The sequence below is a fragment of the Vibrio sp. 10N.222.55.C7 genome (genome assembly GCF_041473335.1).
In the GTDB taxonomy this organism is placed as follows: Bacteria; Pseudomonadota; Gammaproteobacteria; order Enterobacterales; family Vibrionaceae; genus Vibrio; species Vibrio crassostreae_C.
The window spans coordinates 210,954-229,659 of sequence record NZ_JBFRSC010000037.1; the positions used below are offsets into that span (position 1 = coordinate 210,954).

At 45.2% G+C, this 18,706-nt stretch carries 15 protein-coding genes; 5 read left to right on the forward strand and 10 right to left on the reverse strand.

The window, feature by feature from the left end:
- The first annotated feature begins 41 nt into the window (after positions 1–41).
- On the forward strand, positions 42–659 hold the full coding sequence (gene hflD / locus AB4482_RS13755; protein ID WP_146491851.1) for a high frequency lysogenization protein HflD: 618 nt from the start codon (positions 42–44) through the stop codon (positions 657–659).
- Between the two features lie 143 nt (positions 660–802).
- Positions 803–2,173 (forward strand): adenylosuccinate lyase, encoded by a 1,371-nt coding sequence (purB, locus tag AB4482_RS13760; RefSeq protein WP_017065316.1) that lies wholly within the window; start codon positions 803–805, stop codon positions 2,171–2,173.
- Positions 2,174–2,466: 293 nt separating this feature from the next.
- On the opposite strand, the gene htpX is transcribed toward purB, so the two are convergent.
- Positions 2,467–3,330 carry a protease HtpX gene (htpX, locus tag AB4482_RS13765; protein WP_029235299.1) on the reverse strand — a complete coding sequence of 288 codons (864 nt, stop codon included), beginning with the start codon at positions 3,328–3,330 and terminating at the stop codon, positions 2,467–2,469.
- A 276-nt stretch (positions 3,331–3,606) separates the two neighbouring features.
- Here htpX and AB4482_RS13770 point away from each other — a divergent pair, with 276 nt between their 5' ends.
- Positions 3,607–3,774 (forward strand): hypothetical protein, encoded by a 168-nt coding sequence (locus tag AB4482_RS13770; protein WP_017060256.1) that lies wholly within the window; start codon positions 3,607–3,609, stop codon positions 3,772–3,774.
- Positions 3,775–3,888: 114 nt separating this feature from the next.
- Here the strand turns inward: AB4482_RS13770 and bioD are convergent, their stop codons facing one another.
- The 4 genes from bioD to bioB are packed head-to-tail and all read right to left on the reverse strand — an operon-like array spanning position 3,889 to position 7,623.
- Positions 3,889–4,572 (reverse strand): dethiobiotin synthase, encoded by a 684-nt coding sequence (bioD, locus tag AB4482_RS13775; protein ID WP_372181084.1) that lies wholly within the window; start codon positions 4,570–4,572, stop codon positions 3,889–3,891.
- The gene (bioC, locus tag AB4482_RS13780) at positions 4,569–5,372 is read right to left on the reverse strand and encodes a malonyl-ACP O-methyltransferase BioC (RefSeq protein ID WP_017060254.1); all 804 of its coding nucleotides are present in this window, start codon (positions 5,370–5,372) and stop codon (positions 4,569–4,571) included. The genes bioD and bioC overlap by 4 nt, the downstream gene beginning before the upstream one ends.
- Positions 5,373–6,584 carry an 8-amino-7-oxononanoate synthase gene (gene bioF / locus AB4482_RS13785; protein ID WP_017060253.1) on the reverse strand — a complete coding sequence of 404 codons (1,212 nt, stop codon included), beginning with the start codon at positions 6,582–6,584 and terminating at the stop codon, positions 5,373–5,375. It lies immediately after the preceding gene.
- Positions 6,571–7,623 (reverse strand): biotin synthase BioB, encoded by a 1,053-nt coding sequence (bioB, locus tag AB4482_RS13790; protein ID WP_016792500.1) that lies wholly within the window; start codon positions 7,621–7,623, stop codon positions 6,571–6,573. Before bioB ends, bioF begins: the two co-directional genes overlap by 14 nt.
- Before the next feature lie 159 nt (positions 7,624–7,782).
- Between bioB and bioA the strand changes: the two genes are divergently transcribed.
- Positions 7,783–9,066, forward strand: a complete 1,284-nt coding sequence (gene bioA / locus AB4482_RS13795) for an adenosylmethionine--8-amino-7-oxononanoate transaminase (protein WP_372181086.1) — start codon at positions 7,783–7,785, stop codon at positions 9,064–9,066.
- A gap of 453 nt (positions 9,067–9,519) precedes the next feature.
- Complete coding sequence (locus AB4482_RS13800) at positions 9,520–11,166, forward strand: response regulator (RefSeq protein ID WP_372181088.1); 1,647 nt, start codon at positions 9,520–9,522, stop codon at positions 11,164–11,166.
- Between the two features lie 109 nt (positions 11,167–11,275).
- Here the strand turns inward: AB4482_RS13800 and serS are convergent, their stop codons facing one another.
- The 5 genes from serS to lrp all read right to left on the reverse strand — a co-directional run bounded on the left by serS (position 11,276) and on the right by lrp (position 18,652).
- Complete coding sequence (serS, locus tag AB4482_RS13805; protein ID WP_010439959.1) at positions 11,276–12,583, reverse strand: serine--tRNA ligase; 1,308 nt, start codon at positions 12,581–12,583, stop codon at positions 11,276–11,278.
- A 142-nt stretch (positions 12,584–12,725) separates the two neighbouring features.
- Positions 12,726–14,081 carry a replication-associated recombination protein A gene (locus tag AB4482_RS13810; protein ID WP_017060249.1) on the reverse strand — a complete coding sequence of 452 codons (1,356 nt, stop codon included), beginning with the start codon at positions 14,079–14,081 and terminating at the stop codon, positions 12,726–12,728.
- 64 nt (positions 14,082–14,145) lie between these two features.
- Complete coding sequence (gene lolA / locus AB4482_RS13815) at positions 14,146–14,742, reverse strand: outer membrane lipoprotein chaperone LolA (protein WP_017060248.1); 597 nt, start codon at positions 14,740–14,742, stop codon at positions 14,146–14,148.
- A gap of 75 nt (positions 14,743–14,817) precedes the next feature.
- A complete protein-coding gene (locus AB4482_RS13820) occupies positions 14,818–17,994 on the reverse strand; it encodes a DNA translocase FtsK 4TM domain-containing protein (RefSeq protein ID WP_372181089.1) in 3,177 nt (1,058 codons plus the stop codon).
- A gap of 163 nt (positions 17,995–18,157) precedes the next feature.
- Entirely contained in the window at positions 18,158–18,652 is a 495-nt protein-coding gene (gene lrp / locus AB4482_RS13825) for a leucine-responsive transcriptional regulator Lrp (RefSeq protein ID WP_004734558.1), read from the reverse strand.
- Positions 18,653–18,706: the final 54 nt, after the last annotated feature.

Genomic DNA, 18,706 nt, shown 5'->3' on the forward strand with positions numbered 1-18,706 from the left:
AATCGAACGACAAACGATAGAAGACAACTAGGAGTTACTACGTGGCTAATACACTTTATGACCGTACTATTGCTTTCGCCGGAATTTGCCAAGCTGTGGCTTTGGTTCAACAAGTAGCGAAAGACGGCCATTGTGATAAAGATGCCTTCGAAGCTTCACTCAGTGCTATTTTAAATACCAACCCAGCGAATACAGTTGGCGTATTTGGACGTGAAGCGAACCTAAAGCTTGGCCTTGAGTGCTTAGTAAAAGGTATCGATAGTACTCCAGCTGGTAGCGACATTACTCGCTACATTATCAGCTTGATGGCTCTTGAGCGTAAGCTATCTTCTCGCAACGACTCTATGTCTCAGCTTGGTGATCGCATTCAAACTGCAGAGCGCCAAACTGAACACTTTGATCTGTTCGACGAGCAAATGATCAGCAACCTTGCGAGCATCTACCTTGATGTTGTGAGCCCAATAGGCCCTCGTATTCAGGTTTCTGGTACTCCGTCTGTACTTCAGCAGACATCGAGCCAACATAAGGTTCGCGCACTGCTTCTATCAGGGATTCGAAGCGCTGTGTTATGGCGTCAAGTTGGCGGTAAACGTCGCCACCTTATCTTCGGTCGTAAGAAGATGATCGAGCAGGCTCAAATCCTACTAGCTCGAATGTAGTTTATTAGCTCGCGCCTCGTCGCGAGCTTGTTTTTTGTATCAACACAACTCTCACGCAAACGATTGCGCAATGTGCGTGACAATTGAGATTGTTACTGGTATAAACCTCTCAAAATTTAGAAAACTCAATTCAGGAGAACACCATGGAACTGTCAGCATTGACTGCTGTTTCACCAGTAGACGGCCGTTACGGAAGTAAGACTATTGCATTACGCAGCATCTTTAGTGAGTTTGGACTACTAAAGTACCGCTCTATCGTTGAAATTCGTTGGTTACAAAAGCTTGCAGCAACTGATGCAATCAAAGAAGTACCAGCGTTCAGTGCAGAAGCTAACCAGTTTCTTGATGAACTAGCCGCTAACTTCAGCGAAGAAGATGCTCTACGTATCAAAGAGATCGAGCGCACGACTAACCACGACGTTAAAGCGGTTGAGTACTTCTTGAAAGAGAAAGTTGCGGGCGTTCCTGAGCTTCACGCAGTTAACGAATTCATTCACTTTGCATGTACTTCTGAAGACATCAACAACACCTCTCACGCGCTTATGCTTAAAGAAGCTCGTGACACAGTGATTCTTCCAGAAATCCGTAACGTAATTGATGCTATCAAAGCACTTGCGAACGAGTACCGCGATATTCCATTACTGTCTCGTACACACGGTCAGCCAGCTTCTCCTTCTACTATGGGTAAAGAGATGGCTAACGTTGCGTACCGTATGGAACGTCAATACAAGCAAATCGAAAACGTTGAGATCCTAGCGAAAATCAACGGTGCTGTAGGTAACTACAACGCACACCTTTCTGCATACCCAGAAGTTGAATGGCACCAGTTTAGCGAAGAGTTCATCACTGAATCTCTTGGCGTAACTTGGAACCCGTACACAACTCAAATCGAACCTCACGATTACATCGCTGAGCTATTCGATGCAATTGCTCGTTTCAACACTATCCTTCTAGACTTCGACCGTGACGTTTGGGGCTACATCGCTCTTGGTCACTTCAAGCAGAAGACTATTGCTGGCGAAATCGGTTCTTCGACAATGCCGCATAAAGTTAACCCAATTGACTTCGAAAACTCTGAAGGCAACCTTGGTCTAGCGAACGCAGTATTCAGCCACCTTGCACAAAAACTTCCAGTTTCTCGCTGGCAGCGTGACCTTACTGACTCTACGGTTCTTCGTAACCTAGGTGTGGGTGTTGGCTACGCAATCATTGCATACACTTCGACTCTGAAAGGTATTAGCAAGCTTGAAGTTAACCGCGCTGCGCTACTTGCTGAACTAGACAAGAACTGGGAAGTATTGGCTGAACCAGTACAAACAGTAATGCGTCGTTACGGCATCGAAAAACCATACGAGAAGCTAAAAGAGCTAACTCGTGGTAAACGTGTAGATGGCGAAGGCATGCGTGCATTCATCGATGGTCTTGAGATTCCTGCAGACGAGAAAGTTCGTCTGAAAGAGATGACTCCAGCAAACTACATCGGTCAAGCAATCGAGCTAACTGACAAGCTGTAATATTCGAATTTCGAATCGCAGAATAGACTAAGGCTTCCCATGTGGAAGCCTTTTTATTGCGTGGAACTAAATCTATCGCCACAAGAATCGTCAACATAAGAACACCAAGCCTTCTCCAATTGATCGACTCGTCTCCTACTGATTCAATTTAATCACCTAGCGACAACTGCACCTCATATCTCATACTTCATGTCTCAACACTTGTTATCTTAAACGCCAAGATCAAAAAAGACCTCCCGAAGGAAGCCTTTCAAATGTATCTTGTCGATTAGCGACTGAAGAATACGTAGCGATTACATGTTACGTAGAGAAGCAATACGCTTGTCTAGCGGCGGGTGGCTCATTAGAAGCTCAGTTAGAGACTTCTTACCGTTGATACCAAACGCCATCATAGAACCTTCTAGTTGTGGCTCATGGCTCACCTTTAGACGCTCTAGCGCTGCAATCATCTTCTCTTTACCAACCAAGTGCGCAGCACCTGAATCAGCATGGAACTCACGGTGGCGGCTGTACCACATGGTAATGAAGCTCGCTAGGAAACCAAATACCAGTTCCAGCACCATAGACACACCGAAGTACACCATCATGTTGCTGCCACCCTCTTCTTCGTTGTCATTCGACGCAACAATGTTGGCGATGAAACGAGATAGGAAGATAACGAACGTGTTCACAACACCTTGCATTAGGGTCATCGTCACCATGTCGCCGTTTGCGATGTGGCTAACTTCATGCGCTAATACCGCTTCAGCTTCGTCACGTGTCATGTTGTGCAGAAGGCCTGTTGATACCGCTACCAATGAATCGTCACGCTTAGCACCTGTTGCGAATGCGTTGATGTCTGGCGAATCGTAGATCGCCACTGTTGGCATACCAATACCAACTTGTTGAGCTTGACGGCTTACCGTCTCCATCAACCAATGTTCTGTTTCGTTACGTGGGCTTTCAATGACCATGCCGCCTACCGAGCGTAGCGCCATTTTCTTCGACATCATTAATGAAATGAATGAGCCGCCAAAACCAAATACCGCAGCCATCACCAATAAACCTGAGAGGCTACCGGGTTGCATACCTGTAACTGCGTATACAACATTAAGAACAACACTTAGTACCAATACAACCGCTAGGTTAGTTGCAAGGAACAACATTACTCGCTTCATTACTTATCTCCGCATGAAAGCTGTTTTTATAAAACTTATTGTTATAGACAAGGCAGACAGCAATAGTTTCAACCTTGAAGACTTATACTTACTTATACATATAGTCTTAGATTAAGAAAACAAGGTTAAGCATTAAATTGCAACATTTGATTACGAGACCATATCCGAATTAAATCCACTCTATTAGACCTAAGTCGTATGGTGTCGATATAACAATCCGTTTACAGTGACTTCAGATGATTTATTGGCTAGTCCATGTACAAAAAGGAAAGGATCATGGTTGAAGGTACTAACACTCAAATGGCTATCGATTTACTGTGCTGTCACCTAGGGATTACTGAAGAAGAAGCGAAAAAGCAGGTTGGAATCCTAACACCGCAAACGGCACAGACAAAAATCACAGAAACTCAGCAAGCTTTAATGGGACTGACTAAAGAACATTAGTTCTAAGCTTGTTTATTAAAAGACCGGTTGTTTATCAACTCAAGGTCTAAAGGCTTAAAATAGCAAAAGGGCTGCAATCGCAGCCCTTTTCTTATTTAGTACATAACGTGGTAATTAAAGCGCAAGCAAAGGCTGCACATCAATGTACTTACCAATGTTTTTAGACTTCGCTTTTGGGACGTAAGGGATTTCACCTAACTTAGGTGCACCTAACTTATCTTCAAGCATCGCAATAATATCTGCGTAGTGCTCAGTACCTGGATTGATACGGTTTGCGACCCAACCTACTAGGTTTAGGCCATCAGCACGAATCGCTTCTGCCGTTAATAGAGCGTGGCTCAAACAACCAAGTTTAATACCCACAGTCAGTACCACTGGCAGTTGCTCTTTTTTAACCCAGCTAGAAAGATATTCATCGTCTGAAACCGGGACTCGCCAACCACCAGCACCTTCAACTAACACGATGTCAGAGTTTTTCTTATGCTCTTCTAGCTTCGCTGATAATACCGCCTCATCAATTACAACACCATCATGCTTAGCAGCGATGTGAGGCGATGATGGTAGCAACAACGCGTATGGATTGACGTCTTCGTAAGCAATATCTTGCGTCGCCGCTTCTTGAAGATGCAGTGCATCACTATTACGTATTCCTTCAGGGGATTTTTCACTCCCTGCAGCAACTGGCTTGTAACCAATTGTTGATAAATCTTGTGCGGCCAAAGCTTGAAGAATCGCTTTTGAAACCACAGTTTTTCCCACTTCGGTATCCGTACCTGCAATGAATAATGCATCAATCATAATTGAATAACCCCTAAACAAACTTGATATGTTGCTGGTAAGAAACCTTGATGGTTCTTAAACTCTCGATATTCCCGATCAACAAGCTGCAACATGCGACGACTTGTTAAACCTTGTGAGCGACCACTTACGTGATTAGCGCCGATACCTTTAAGGTCGCGCATCAGTTCAAACGCAGTGTCGTACCAAACGGTGATGGTGGGCAAGTCTAGTTGATGAACGGTACAGCTAGATTGCGCTAACGCAATTTTTACCTTATTGATTGTAATAAAATGGTTAACGTGTTGATGTGCGTCAATTTTGGACCACGACTTTTTCAGTTCAAACAGCGACCCATCAAGCAAAGTTGAGAAAATAACACGCCCACCAGCCGCTGTAACACGCTTCATCTCTCTCAAAGGCGACGACAAATCGTCACACCATTGCAACGCAAGGCTAGAGAAAACGATGTCAAAGCACCCATCTTCAAACGGCAATTGTTCGGCATCGGCTTGTTGATATAAAGATACAGATGCACCACACCGCTTCTCTGCTGTTGCTAGCATTCCAACAGAAAGATCAGCGCAAACCACTTCGGCGCCTCGTTTTACAAGTTGCTCGGAGAAATAGCCAGTACCACAACCTAGATCCAGCACCTTAAAGCCTGACAGATCGCTGGGTAATTTATCCAGTAATCGGTGGCCAACATCGCGTTGAAATTCAGCGTGTTTGTCATAGGTTGTTGCCGCTTTACCAAAGGCTTCGGCAATCGCACTCTTATCTTGGCCAACGTAATTATGCACTACTGCTTCTTGTGACATTTACTGAGCCTCTTTATTTGATTCAAAGCTTGGATGGATACCCGGTTCAGTGCTTAAGTCGATGTTTCGTTCAATGGCTTGATGCAACGACCTGGTTAACTGGAGAATCTGTTTTGGGCTATGGTTAGCTGTTAACGTGATTCGTAATCGAGCAGTTCCAGCAGGTATGGCTGGCGGCCTTATTGCGGTCACCCAAACTTGGTTTTGCTTTAACTCTTCAGCTATTGATAATGCCGCTTGTGCTTCACCTATCACAAATGGCTTAATCGGAGTCTGAGTATCCACAAAGCCTTTCAAGCCGCTCACCTGCTCTGCATAGAGAGACCCTAACTCAGTCAGCTTTTCTCGGCGCCACTCTTGAGTTTGAGTCATCTTACAGGCATGAGATAAAGCCACCGCTTGTGAAGGTGGCATCGCCGTCGAGTACACATGATGACGAGCAAACTGAGTTAAGTAATCACCCACTTCTGACGAACAAAGAATCGCAGCGCCAGAAACGCCAAATGCTTTGCCAAAGGTCACCACCAAAATATCGGGGGAGATTTGTGCTGCACTGCAACTCCCAGCTCCTTTATCACCTAATACGCCGATACCGTGGGCATCATCAACCGCCAACCAACTGTCGTATTGATGAGTCAGGTTAGATATCTGGCTGAGAGGCGCTTGATCGCCGTCCATGCTGAATACGCCCTCAGTGACGACCAAGGATTGTAGAGATCGGCTTAATAGAGACTCTAGATGCTGCGTGTCGTTGTGTTTAAAGCGTTTCATGGTTGCATGAGAAAGCATCCCCGCTTCCATCAAAGAGGCGTGATTAAGCTTGTCTTGCAGCAGAGAGTCGTCTTTTTCGAGCAGAGAAAACAACAAGGCTTGGTTCGCACTGAAACCAGAACTAAAGAGAATCGCACGTTCAAAGCCCAACCATTCACACAGCTGAGCTTCTAAATTTCTATGAGCAGGACTAAAACCCGTGACCAATGGCGATGCCGCACTGCCAGCACCATAAAGGGAAAGCCCCGCTTGCCACGCCTCTACCAATTCAGGGTCGTTCGCCAAGCCTAGGTAATCATTACTCGAAAAATTAATAAAGCGAGAACCTTCGCAATTAAGCAAAGGACCATTACTGTTTTCGAGCACTTTAAGTTGACGAGTTAGCCCCTGCTCACGGCGTTGAACAAGGGCATCTTTGATACGGGATTTAAACAGTGGCATCGTAGAACATGTCATCTTTCGTTGGACGAGCAGCAACGCGCTCCACTACTTGATCTAACAGTTCGTTTTCTTGAATTTCATCAGGCTTCTGAGCCACTTGTTGGCTGTTGATGCCTAACTTCTTAAACAGCTGCATGTCCGTGTCTTCATCTGGGTTTGGCGTAGTCAGTAGCTTACAACCGTAGAAGATAGAGTTCGCGCCAGCCATGAAACACATCGCCTGCATCTGTTCATTCATATTCTCGCGGCCTGCAGATAGACGAACCGCAGACATTGGCATCATGATACGAGCAATCGCAATTAACTTAATGAAGTCAAAAGATTCAACATCATCGACGTTTTCCATCGGTGTGCCTTTCACTTTTACGAGCATATTGATTGGCACACTCTCAGGGTGTACAGGAAGGTTCGCTAGCTCTACCAGCAGACCTGCACGGTCATTGGTACTTTCGCCCATACCAATAATGCCACCAGAGCAGATCTTCATACCGGCATCACGCACGTGGGATAACGTATCTAAACGATCTTGGTAAGTACGAGTGGTGATGATGCTGCCGTAGAACTCAGGAGACGTATCAAGGTTGTGGTTGTAGTAATCCAAACCTGCATCCGCTAACTCGCCAGCTTGATCGGGTGTTAACATGCCTAGTGTCATACAAGTTTCTAGACCCATACCTTTCACACCTTTGATCATATCAGTCAGGTGAGGCATATCGCGTTCTTTCGGGTTTTTCCACGCCGCGCCCATACAGAAACGAGTCGAGCCTGCGTTCTTGGCTTTTTGCGCCGCATCCAAAACACGCTCTACTTCCATTAGGCGTTCTTTGTCGACATCCGTTCGGTAGTGAGCACTTTGAGGACAGTACTTACAGTCTTCAGGACAAGCACCAGTCTTAATTGATAGAAGCGTACTCACCTGCACGTGGTTGTGCTCTTGGTACTGTCTATGAACCACTTGAGCTTCAAACATTAAATCCATAAACGGTTTTTCAAGCAGCGCTGTTACTTCAGCAACTGTCCAGTCATGACGAACTTCCACGTGTCGATCCTTTTTTATTATTTGATGTTTCATCTCTATCAATAGAGATTGCATTTATGCTTGGCTAGTCTACCGACAAGCTTTAGACTGTCAACACATTGATAATATCAAAAGTTTACATCTGGTTATTTTTTAATCACACCAAGAATGGAAGTTACTATGGATCTCGCCTTTGATCGCCAGCATATCTGGCATCCCTACACATCAACGTTAACACCTCTGACCTGCTATCCAGTCACCAACGCAGACGGTGTTTACCTAGAATTAGAAGGCGGAAAACGAATTATTGATGGTATGTCATCTTGGTGGTCAACCATCCACGGCTACAATCATCCAGAGTTAAACGCTGCAGCTCACAGTCAAATCGATAAGGTTTCACACGTTATGTTTGGTGGTATCACCCACCAGCCCGCTATCGATTTATGTAAGAAGCTTTTGAATCTTGCGCCAACTAATCTTGAGCATGTATTTTTGGCCGATTCAGGTTCAGTAGCCGTAGAAGTTAGCCTAAAAATGGCGCTCCAATATTGGCACGCTAAAGGACAACCTCGTTCAAAGTTCCTCACACTGAGAGATGGCTACCACGGGGATACCTTTGCGGCGATGTCAGTGACCGACCCTGACAATTCGATGCACAGCCTCTACAAAGGCTTTTTACCGGAACACATTTTCGCTGATTCGCCAAAAACAGGCTTTTGGGATCAATGGGACGCGAACGACATCAACAGCTTTCGAGAAAAGTTGGCAGCACACCATCAAGAAGTCGCAGCGGTGATCTTAGAGCCAATCGTTCAAGGGGCTGGCGGCATGCGCATCTACCACCCTGAGTTCCTAAAACAGGTTCGCTTACTGTGTGATGAATTCAATGTATTGCTGATCTTGGATGAGATTGCGACCGGATTTGGCCGCACAGGGAAACTGTTCGCTTGTGAGCATGCCGATGTTCAACCGGACATCTTATGCGTAGGCAAAGCTTTAACTGGTGGCTATATGACATTGTCAGCGACACTTGCGAGTAAAGAAGTTGCTGACACGGTATGTGGCGGTGAAGCGGGCTGCTTTATGCACGGGCCAACCTTTATGGGTAACCCATTGGCTTGCGCAGTCGGCGCGGCAAGTTTATCCATCATCGAGCAAGGCCATTGGAAAAATCAGACTCAGCAGATTGAGCAGCTTTTCTCTGAGTTGCTACCACCGCTGCGAGAGCATGATCTTGTCAAAAACGTCCGCTGGTTGGGCGCGATTGGCGCCGTTGAAACCCACACACCTGTCGATATGGAAACCATCCAAGCGCACTTTGTAGAGCAAGGCGTTTGGATCCGTCCATTTGGTAAGCTAATTTATATGATGCCTCCATTTATCAGCGAACCTGCGCATATCGAGCAACTGGTCTCTGCAATTGATAAAGCTCTGCAACAATCTGCTTGCTTCAAGTCAAATTGATATAAATAAAGCCAAATAGAAATTCCGAAAATTTATAAGCCGATACGCCGCCTTTAGAGTGCTAAAGGTGGCTTACTCACAAGGCAAATAATCAAACAGCCAATAAAAACATCTCAAACTGATATTTTATCTATGATTCCACCCTGAAGAATCTCACAAATAAATTTAATCCTCTCCATAAAAACAATTAGCAAAAGAGTTTTACCTATCGGGTCAATAGCCGCTTAAAATACAAGCCATTTTTTGTCGGATATTATGATGAGCTTCCTCATTCGATTTCATTCTAGAATCCAATCAGCTAATTCAATTCGACTGTACTTAGATAATAAATAGTAACGAAAGCTTGTATCAACTTGGTAGAAACAGAGCTTTTCTGTTTTGTCGATCGAGCAAGACAGCAACGCAACCCGTAATCGCTGCGGAATTCACGTCAGTAAATAATTTAAAGTAAACATGAAATTAAACCAACTCAATGCACTTATCGTTGATGACTCATCGATTGTGCTATCAACCATCCGCAATATGTTGATCCATATCGGCTTTTCAGAGCGAATGATTTCAATTGCTAAATCCCCTCGCATCGCTATGACGATAACAAGCGAGACGAAGTTTGATGTGATTATCTGTGACTATAACTTTGGTAACACCATCAATGGCAAGCAGCTGTTTGAAGAGCTTAAACAATCGAATAGATTGAAAGACGATGGAATATTTATTCTAGTTACAGGTGAGAATTCCGCTTTATCGATCCGCCCTATTTTAGAACTTCGACCAGATAACTATTTATTAAAACCATTCAATCGTGAAACCTTAAAACAACGTATTACAAGCTCTCTAAAAAAGAAGCTGGTGTTGCAGAATATCTACAAGGCTGAAAGAGAGAACAACTACCAAGCGGGTTTAGAATTTTGCGAAGAGTTAGTCGCATTCCATCCAGAATATTTCGCGACGATTCAACAGTTCCGTGGAAGCTTTCTATCAAAGCTTGAACTCTACGACGAAGCTAAGCGTGTTTATGAAAAAGCGCTTGATGAAGGCAGTTTCGATTGGGCTCAAGCTGGGCTAGCGAACAGCCTTGCGAACTTAGGCCAGCTTAATGAAGCACAACGCATGATCGAAAGCTTGATTGATTCAGCGCCCACCAGCACTTTGTATCGAGACCAAGCCGCACAGGTCAATCTGATCAGCAACAAGATTCCTGCGGCGATTGCACATTTTAAGTTGGCGAGCGAACTCACCCCTGGAAACTCAGAGCGAGAGTTAGCAATCGCGAATCTATGTTTGTCGGTGAATGACTCGAGAACTGCACTGCTTCACTATCAAAACTACGTGCAGATCAACAGAGATACCTTCCGTGACAACTTGTACATGAAGTTGAATCATATTCGATTCTTGCTCTATTGCGCGTCTGATGGCATTGATAGACAAGCGAATTTGGATCAGGTCAATTACCTAATTTCTAAGATCCCGACCGAGGCAAGATCTGGACTTCAAACCGACTTGGCATTGATAGCAGCTCACATCGCGATGGAATCCAAGCAGTATCAAAAGGCGGTGACAATTTTGACCGCACTGCACGACAAGAATGACTTCAACGCATTTCCTGTGATTTATCACCATGCATGGTTGTTGGACAGAATGAGTTGTGAGAACGAATTCAAAGTCGCTGAGAATCGCTGCGGCATGTTGATCATCAAGACAGCAAACGAAACCGTTGTGTCGAGTCAGATGACGATGTGTGCTGAGATGAAAAATCGTAACACAGAAAAAATGACATGGCTTAAAGAGAAAAACATCAGCATTAAGCAAGGCCAATCAGATTATAAACTGGTGCTCGTGGCTTACTTAGACATTCATAAGCGCTGCCCGATGATCAAAAACGTCTGTATGAACATCGTGAAACTGCTTTCTGTAATTTGGCCAGATTCTATGGGTGCTAAGCAAGTGCTTACTATCATCAAGCAATGTGATGAAGTGATCACCCAGCTTTATACCATTGATGAGCTGACAAAAAACAACTATCAAAGCTACTACCGAAAGGCGCTTCTAGCGTGTAAGCAAGCAGATACTGCTGCTAACGCCAGCTTCTCTTTTATGTAACGGTTCTTTGAATTAGCTTCTCTAAATAACTGTCGCATATAAAAAGGCTTTGCCATTACAGCAAAGCCTTTTAAATAATCTATTTCGCGCGAGGCGCTAAATAATTAGATTAACCGATGTGCGTTACGCCGCCCATGTATGGCTGAAGTACTGCTGGGATAGCAATACGGCCGTCAGCTTCTTGGTTGTTCTCAAGAATAGCAACCATAGTACGACCTACAGCAAGACCAGAACCGTTTAGTGTGTGCACAAGTTCAGGTTTCTTCTCGCCTTTACGACGGAAACGAGCTTGCATACGACGTGCTTGGAAATCCCACATGTTTGAACAAGAAGAGATTTCACGGTAAGTCTCTTGTGCTGGAACCCATACTTCTAAGTCGTAAGTTTTCGCAGAACCGAAGCCCATGTCACCTGTACATAGAATCACTTTACGGTAAGGAAGCTCTAGAAGTTGAAGTACTTTCTCAGCGTGACCAGTTAGCTCTTCAAGCGCTGCCATTGAGTCTTCTGGCTTAGTGATTTGTACTAATTCAACTTTGTCGAATTGGTGCATACGGATAAGACCACGAGTGTCACGACCGTAAGAACCCGCTTCAGAACGGAAACACGGCGTGTGAGCTGTCATCTTAAGTGGCAGTTCAGCTTCATCAGTGATCGTGTCACGAACCATGTTCGTTACCGGTACTTCCGCAGTAGGGATAAGCGATAGAGTCTTAAGAGGTACGTCACTTACTTGCTCAGTTAGCGGGCTTGTGTGGAACAAGTCTTCGCCGAACTTAGGAAGTTGACCAGTACCGTAAAGGCTATCGTGGTTCACTAGATACGGTACGTACATTTCTGTGTAGCCGTGCTCATCAGTGTGAAGGTCCAGCATGAACTGAGCAATAGCACGGTGTAGACGTGCAAATTTGCCTTTCATCACGATGAAACGAGAACCCGAGATTTTAACTGCGCTAGCAAAATCAAGACCGCCAGACATTTCGCCAAGATCGACGTGATCTTTCACTTCAAAGTCGTAAGTCTTAGGTTGACCCCAACGAGAAACTTCTACGTTATCGTCTTCATCTTTACCATCTGGCACTTCTGCATCAGGTAGGTTAGGAATAGACATTGTGATCGTTTCTAGCTCAGATTGAAGATCAGCCAATGCTACTTTAGCTTGGTCTAGTTCTGCGCCTAAGTTGCCTACTTCTGCAAGGATACGCTCAGCTTCTTCATGGTCGCCTTTTGCTTTCGCTTGACCAATGGACTTCGATCGAGAGTTACGTAACGCTTGTAGCTCTTCAGTTTTCATCTGAAGGGACTTACGTTTTTCTTCAAGTTCACGAATTGTCTCTACATCAAGGGTGAAGCCTCGACGTGCTAATTTTGCCGCTGTTTCATCCAGCTCAGCTCGAAGTAATTTAGAATCCAGCATTGCTAATCCTATGCTTTAGTTATTTGAATATTCAGTAGCTTGCTACTGAATCACTGCTAAACCCCTAAAACTGGTGTTATTTCGACCAATTTATAACGATTTAATTGAAATTTTATGACTAGGTAACGATATCCAAAAAAGACTACTTTTCATAGCGTTTTTGTGGGCTTTTTGCGTCCAAATCCGCCAGATAATCTAGCTTCTCGCCAATTTTGGTCTCTAAGCCTCGTTTTGTTGGGAAATAGTATTGCTTCTCTCCCATTTCAGGAGGCAGATACTTTTCACCAGCGGCGTAGGCTCCTGGTTCGTCATGAGCATAACGGTATTCTTGCCCGTAGCCCATGTCCTTCATCAAAGTTGTCGGTGCATTTCGCAAATGATGCGGCACTTCATATTCAGGAAGATTGTGAGCATCTGTTAACGCTTGCTTCCACGCGGTGTAAACGGCGTTACTCTTTGGTGCACATGCGAGATAAACAACCGCCTGCGCAATCGCACGCTCCCCTTCAGCAGGGCCAATGCGCGTGAAGCAATCCCAAGCCGACATCGCTACCTGCATGGCGCGAGGATCAGCGTTACCGATATCTTCAGAAGCAATCGCCAGCAAGCGTCTAACGATATACAAAGGATCACAACCCGCAGCAATCATTCGTGCTGACCAGTACAAGGCCGCATCAGGGTTTGAGCCACGAATTGACTTATGAACCGCGGAGATTAGGTCGTACCAAATATCACCCTTGTTATCGAAACGAGCGACTTTCTCACCAGCCACTTCAGCCAACAACTGCAAGGTTATCGCTTTCTCGCCTTTATCGTTGTCTTCTGCCATGTCATACAGCAGTTCAAGGTAGTTAAGCGACATACGCGCGTCGCCGTTAACCAGTTCTGCAAGGCGATCTAAAACATTATCAGCAAAATCAACAGGCACATCACCTAACCCACGTTGCTTATCTTCAATCGCTTGGCGAATGACAAGAGAAATATCATCTGTGTTCAGGGACGTCAGTTTGTAGACACGCGCACGTGACAACAAAGCGTTGTTCAGTTCAAAAGATGGGTTTTCTGTCGTCGCACCAATAAAGGTCACGGTGCCATCTTCGATATGAGGCAGAAAAGCATCTTGCTGACTTTTGTTAAAGCGATGGACTTCGTCCACAAACAGGATGGTTCTGCGCCCTGCTTGCTTGTTCTCGCGCGCTTTTTCAATTGCAATACGAATGTCTTTTACGCCCGAGGTTACCGCCGATACGCGTTCCACTTCAGCATTCGCATAGTTTGCTGCAACTTCGGCTAACGTCGTTTTACCGGTGCCCGGAGGCCCCCACAAAATCATCGAGTGGATATGGCCCGCTTCCAACGCTCTGCGAAGTGGTTTACCTGGGCCTAATATATGCTGCTGACCGATGTACTGTTCGACAGTTTCCGGTCTCATACGAGCAGCAAGGGGACGAAAATCTTCGTCCCCCGCAAAATCTAAGCTGTAATTACTCAATTGCAATCTCTTGATTCGTTGATGGCATTAATGCCTATCGACGTACTACCAAACGATCTGCTTGTTTAGATCAGTTTCTTTGGTCGTCGACCTCGACACCTTCCGGTGCCACAAAAGTAAAGCGGTCTGCTGCAGGTTTACCCAAATCAACATTGCTAAAGGTAAACTCACCTTTTTGACCGTCTTGTTCAATCACATTAAAGCCCTGAACAATGCCCTTTTCGGTGATATTAATCTGGAAGTCGCCCTGATTAGAATCGACAGCAGTTGGCGTTAGCGTGAATTGGTTACCCGTTTGCGCCACATTATAATTATCCCAATCACTTTCTTGGTTACGTGTAAGCAGGACAAAAGGTGTCTGTGATGTCGCTTGCTCTTGCCAATAAATGCTCACTTGCTCAATGAACGGGCTGTAGTACCACAAGCTTTGGCCATCAGATACCAACAAGTTTTCATCAGGGAACGTGGTCTCCCAGCGGAACAGGCTTGGGCGTGCAATCTCTACCGTGCCCTCACCTTCCATAACAACATCACCATCAGGGCTGGTCACGACTTGTTTAAAGTCAGCGCTGAAGCCTGCGTTTAATGCCAAGCGGCTACTCAACTCTTCTTTCGGAGAAGCAAACACTGAGAAGCTCATAAATAAAAGTGCGAATACTTTTTTCATCAATAATCCTGTTAGAACATAAGTCGGTCATATTTTCGATTTGACCGACTGAATAGTTATGAGTTCCTACCGGAACTAATCTTTTGGTGGCGCTGGAGCTAAGACTTCTCGGTTACCGTTATGACCTGGAGCACTTACGATACCTTGAGCTTCAAGTTGCTCGACAATACGTGCAGCACGGTTGTAGCCAATCTTGAATCGACGCTGTACACCTGAAACTGAGCCACGACGTGAATGAACAACGTGTTCTACCACCTGATCAAACAGAGGATCGACCTCTTCATCACCTTCCATCTTCTCACCCGGAAGCAAGGTTTCTGGAGTTTGTTCGCCGTTAGTGATTTCATCAATATAGTTTGGCTTACCACGCGCTTTCCAGTTATTCACGACTGCGTGTACATCGTCATCAGATGCAAAGGCACCGTGAACACGAGTTGTATGGCTAGAACCAGGAGGCAAGTAAAGCATATCACCCATGCCCAATAGTGATTCCGCACCACCTTGGTCAAGGATAGTTCGTGAATCCGTTTTAGTTGATACCGTAAAGGCCACACGGGTTGGAATGTTCGCTTTAATAAGACCAGTAATAACATCCACTGATGGACGTTGCGTCGCTAGGATCAAGTGAACACCCGCCGCACGTGCTTTTTGTGCCAAACGTGCAATCAGTTCTTCAACCTTCTTACCAACCACCATGATTAGGTCGGCAAATTCATCAACGATAACCACAATGTAAGGCAGTTTCTCAAGCAATGGCGCTTCTGGGTCCATGCTGTCGCCCGGCTTCCACAGTGGATCGTGAATTGGGTGACCCGCTTCCGCTGCCATCTTAAGCTTATCGTTGTAACCTTTAATATTACGAACGCCTAACGCTGACATCAGCTTATAACGGCGTTCCATCTCGCCTACACACCAACGAAGGGCGTTCGACGCATCTTTCATGTCGGTTACCACTTCAGATAATAGATGAGGGATGCCTTCGTAAACCGATAACTCAAGCATTTTCGGGTCGATCATGATGAATCGAACATCTTCCGGTGATGCTTTGTAAAGCATACTCAGAATCATTACGTTCACACCTACCGACTTACCAGAACCGGTTGTACCAGCAACCAGAACGTGAGGCATTTTCGATAGATCAGCAATAACGGCTTCACCAGCGATGTCTTGTCCTAGAACCACTGTCGTTGGCGATTTCGCTTCTTGGAACTGAGGGCTAGCAACCACGTCTGAGAAGAATACCGTTTGGCGACTCATATTCGGCAGTTCTAAGCCAACATAAGGTTTACCCGGAATCACTTCTACGACACGTACTGCCAATGCAGAGAGCGAACGCGCTAAGTCCATAGAAAGGCCAGAAATACGGCTTACTTTCACACCTGGAGCCAGATCAAGTTCGAATCGAGTGATTACTGGACCTGGGAAAATGTCGACAACGTCTGCTTTGATCTTGTAGTCCGCTAGCTTAGATTCAACAAGACGAGCAATTGCCTCTAGCGCATCACGGTCAATAAAGGTTTCACGCTTTTCAGGGTGGAATAACAATTCAAGCGTGGGTAATGGCTCAGCAGGCTTAGGTAAATTAACATCTTGTTGAACCAAGAACGGATTCTGCGCCGCTGCCATATTCGCTTGGGCTTCAGAAACAATGCTTTGGAATGCGGCGACATCTTGATCTTGATCTTGATGCGCAGGTTCTTCTTCCGTTACTTCTTCCCAAGGAAGATCAACAGTTGGCTCTAGGTTTTGTGCTGTTGGCTGTTCAGGTTCTGAATGTTCTTCTTGATAAGGGAAAGGTTCAAACTGTTCTTCGATTAATGCTGCGTCAGCTAATTCAGCTTCAGCCTGTTCTGATTCAAGCTCTGAGCCCTGTTGGTAGCTTTGCTCTTCCGTAACATCAAACGGTGAAGGTTGTGCAGAGAAATCGTCTTCCACGGTTGCTTCTGGCTCGCCCATAGGTGAAGCGTATAAAGATTCAGGTTGAACATCTTCAGAACCAAATTCGCCATTTACTTGTGGTGAGCTATCTAATTCTGGTTCAGCACTTCTAAGGTCAGCATGAGCAGGGCCAACTTCTGGTTGTTCGTTCTGCATGTATTGTTGGTAAGCAACCTGAGAATCATGCGCGTCAACCTGATCTTGTTCTGCTAGGTCATCTTCATACATGGCCGCATTTTCTAGCTGCTCTATCGTTGCATTCAACTGTTTAGAGCGCTCAATACCTTCTTCTAGCGGTTCTTCTGGCGCTTGGTAAACAGCTGCTGCAGGGATCGTTTGCTCTGACTCAATTACCGCTTGAGGCTGAACCTGAGGTTCTTCATGAACAGGAGCTTCTTGTTTCGCAGGAGCATCGACAGGCATATGAATATTGTAATGACGCTTCGGCGATGCAGCATTGTCTCGCGCATTTGTCGCCACGTCTGCCAACTCATTGGTCGCAGAAAAACTCATCGCAGGATCTAGCGGATCATGCTCTGTTGATTCTTTGTTGCCTTCTATAGCAGGAACATCGCGGTAAGTTGGCGCTTGATGCTGCTGATGACGTTCTTCGATTAAATCGCGGTCTGCTGATTCTCTTAATTGAGGCTCAAGCAGCTCTTGGTCTTGGCCACGAGCCTTATTAACAGTAGACGTGAAAAATTTGATGGCACATTCACCCAACCATTCCACAATGCTTAGCCAAGAGATACCGGTTAATAGAGTGAAACCAGCACCCCATAAGAAAAGAAGAACCAGCGTACTACCAAGAACATTCAACGTTGGAAGTGCAAGGCTTGTTAAAACGTCACCTACCACGCCACCGGATGAAAAGTACCAGATGTCGTCAAAGTTGATATCCGCTAAACCACAACTCGTAAGAATTAGGATAGTCAGGCCAAGTAAGCGAGTGCCCCACAGCATGAAGTCGATCTGCTCGTCTTCATTACGTTTGCGGAATAAAACCCACGCAGCAACCGTCACTAAGATAGGCAGAGGGTAAGCCAAAGAGCCAAATACGAAGAAAAGCGTATCCGCCAACCAAGCACCTAGGTAGCCACCCGCATTTTGAATGTCACCACCCCACGCCGTTTGCGACCATGATGGGTCTGCAGGACTAAAAGTTAATAACGCAACGGCAAGTAGAATAGAGAAGAGAACACCGAGAATCAGACTGCACTCTTTGAGACGTTGAGAACCACTCAAACGAGGAGACTGAGGCTCTTCACTCGTTTTAATGATTGTTTCTACTTTATTACTGCTCTGCTTGAACATAAACCAACTTAATAATTAAACGGGATAAAAACATCTCGAGCGGCCAAAGCCGCTCGTTTCAATGAAACTACTGTTGATTTAACCATATCAAACAGAAAAACCCAATTCCAGAAAGCAAGAAAGCGGAACAAATGTCCGCTTTCTTTCATTTCACCAATTGTGACTAACGAGTTTTAATCACAAGTTGATTGGTTTGTTTCACTTCTTCCATTACTACGTAAGTTCGAGTGTCGTTTACGCCCGGTAGACGAAGTAACGTATCACCCAGTAGCTTACGGTAAGCACCCATATCAGATACACGTGTTTTTAGAAGATAGTCAAAATCACCCGACACTAAATGACACTCTTGGATGTCATCCAGTTTCTGCACAGCGGTGTTGAATTGTTCGAACACATCTGGCGCACCACGGTTCAACGTAATTTCAACAAACACTAAAAGTGAAGCATCAAGGTACTGTGGGTTCAGCAACGCTGTGTACCCAGTAATGTAACCTTGACGTTCTAAACGACGAACACGTTCAAGACATGGAGTTGGAGAAAGTCCTACTCGTTTTGAGAGTTCAACGTTTGAGATACGACCGTCTTTTTGCAACTCATTAAGAATGTTGCGGTCAATACGATCTAGTTCCTTGGACGGCTTCTTATAATTGTCTGCCATTTTTTATTCCACCTTATTACTTCCTTGCAAAAAAATATACTACAACTTTTTAAT

What these genes read in the sequence shown, in the direction of transcription:
- bioC (WP_017060254.1), bottom strand. Translation starts at nt 5,372, where the DNA reads ATGTCACAAGAAGCAGTAGTGCATAATTACGTTGGCCAAGATAAGAGT.
- AB4482_RS13770 (WP_017060256.1), top strand. Translation starts at nt 3,607, where the DNA reads ATGGTTGAAGGTACTAACACTCAAATGGCTATCGATTTACTGTGCTGT.
- AB4482_RS13820 (WP_372181089.1), bottom strand. Translation starts at nt 17,994, where the DNA reads ATGTTCAAGCAGAGCAGTAATAAAGTAGAAACAATCATTAAAACGAGT.
- lrp (WP_004734558.1), bottom strand. Translation starts at nt 18,652, where the DNA reads ATGGCAGACAATTATAAGAAGCCGTCCAAGGAACTAGATCGTATTGAC.
- AB4482_RS13800 (WP_372181088.1), top strand. Translation starts at nt 9,520, where the DNA reads ATGAAATTAAACCAACTCAATGCACTTATCGTTGATGACTCATCGATT.
- lolA (WP_017060248.1), bottom strand. Translation starts at nt 14,742, where the DNA reads ATGAAAAAAGTATTCGCACTTTTATTTATGAGCTTCTCAGTGTTTGCT.
- bioD (WP_372181084.1), bottom strand. Translation starts at nt 4,572, where the DNA reads ATGATTGATGCATTATTCATTGCAGGTACGGATACCGAAGTGGGAAAA.
- htpX (WP_029235299.1), bottom strand. Translation starts at nt 3,330, where the DNA reads ATGAAGCGAGTAATGTTGTTCCTTGCAACTAACCTAGCGGTTGTATTG.
- bioF (WP_017060253.1), bottom strand. Translation starts at nt 6,584, where the DNA reads ATGCCACTGTTTAAATCCCGTATCAAAGATGCCCTTGTTCAACGCCGT.
- serS (WP_010439959.1), bottom strand. Translation starts at nt 12,583, where the DNA reads ATGCTGGATTCTAAATTACTTCGAGCTGAGCTGGATGAAACAGCGGCA.
- purB (WP_017065316.1), top strand. Translation starts at nt 803, where the DNA reads ATGGAACTGTCAGCATTGACTGCTGTTTCACCAGTAGACGGCCGTTAC.
- bioA (WP_372181086.1), top strand. Translation starts at nt 7,783, where the DNA reads ATGGATCTCGCCTTTGATCGCCAGCATATCTGGCATCCCTACACATCA.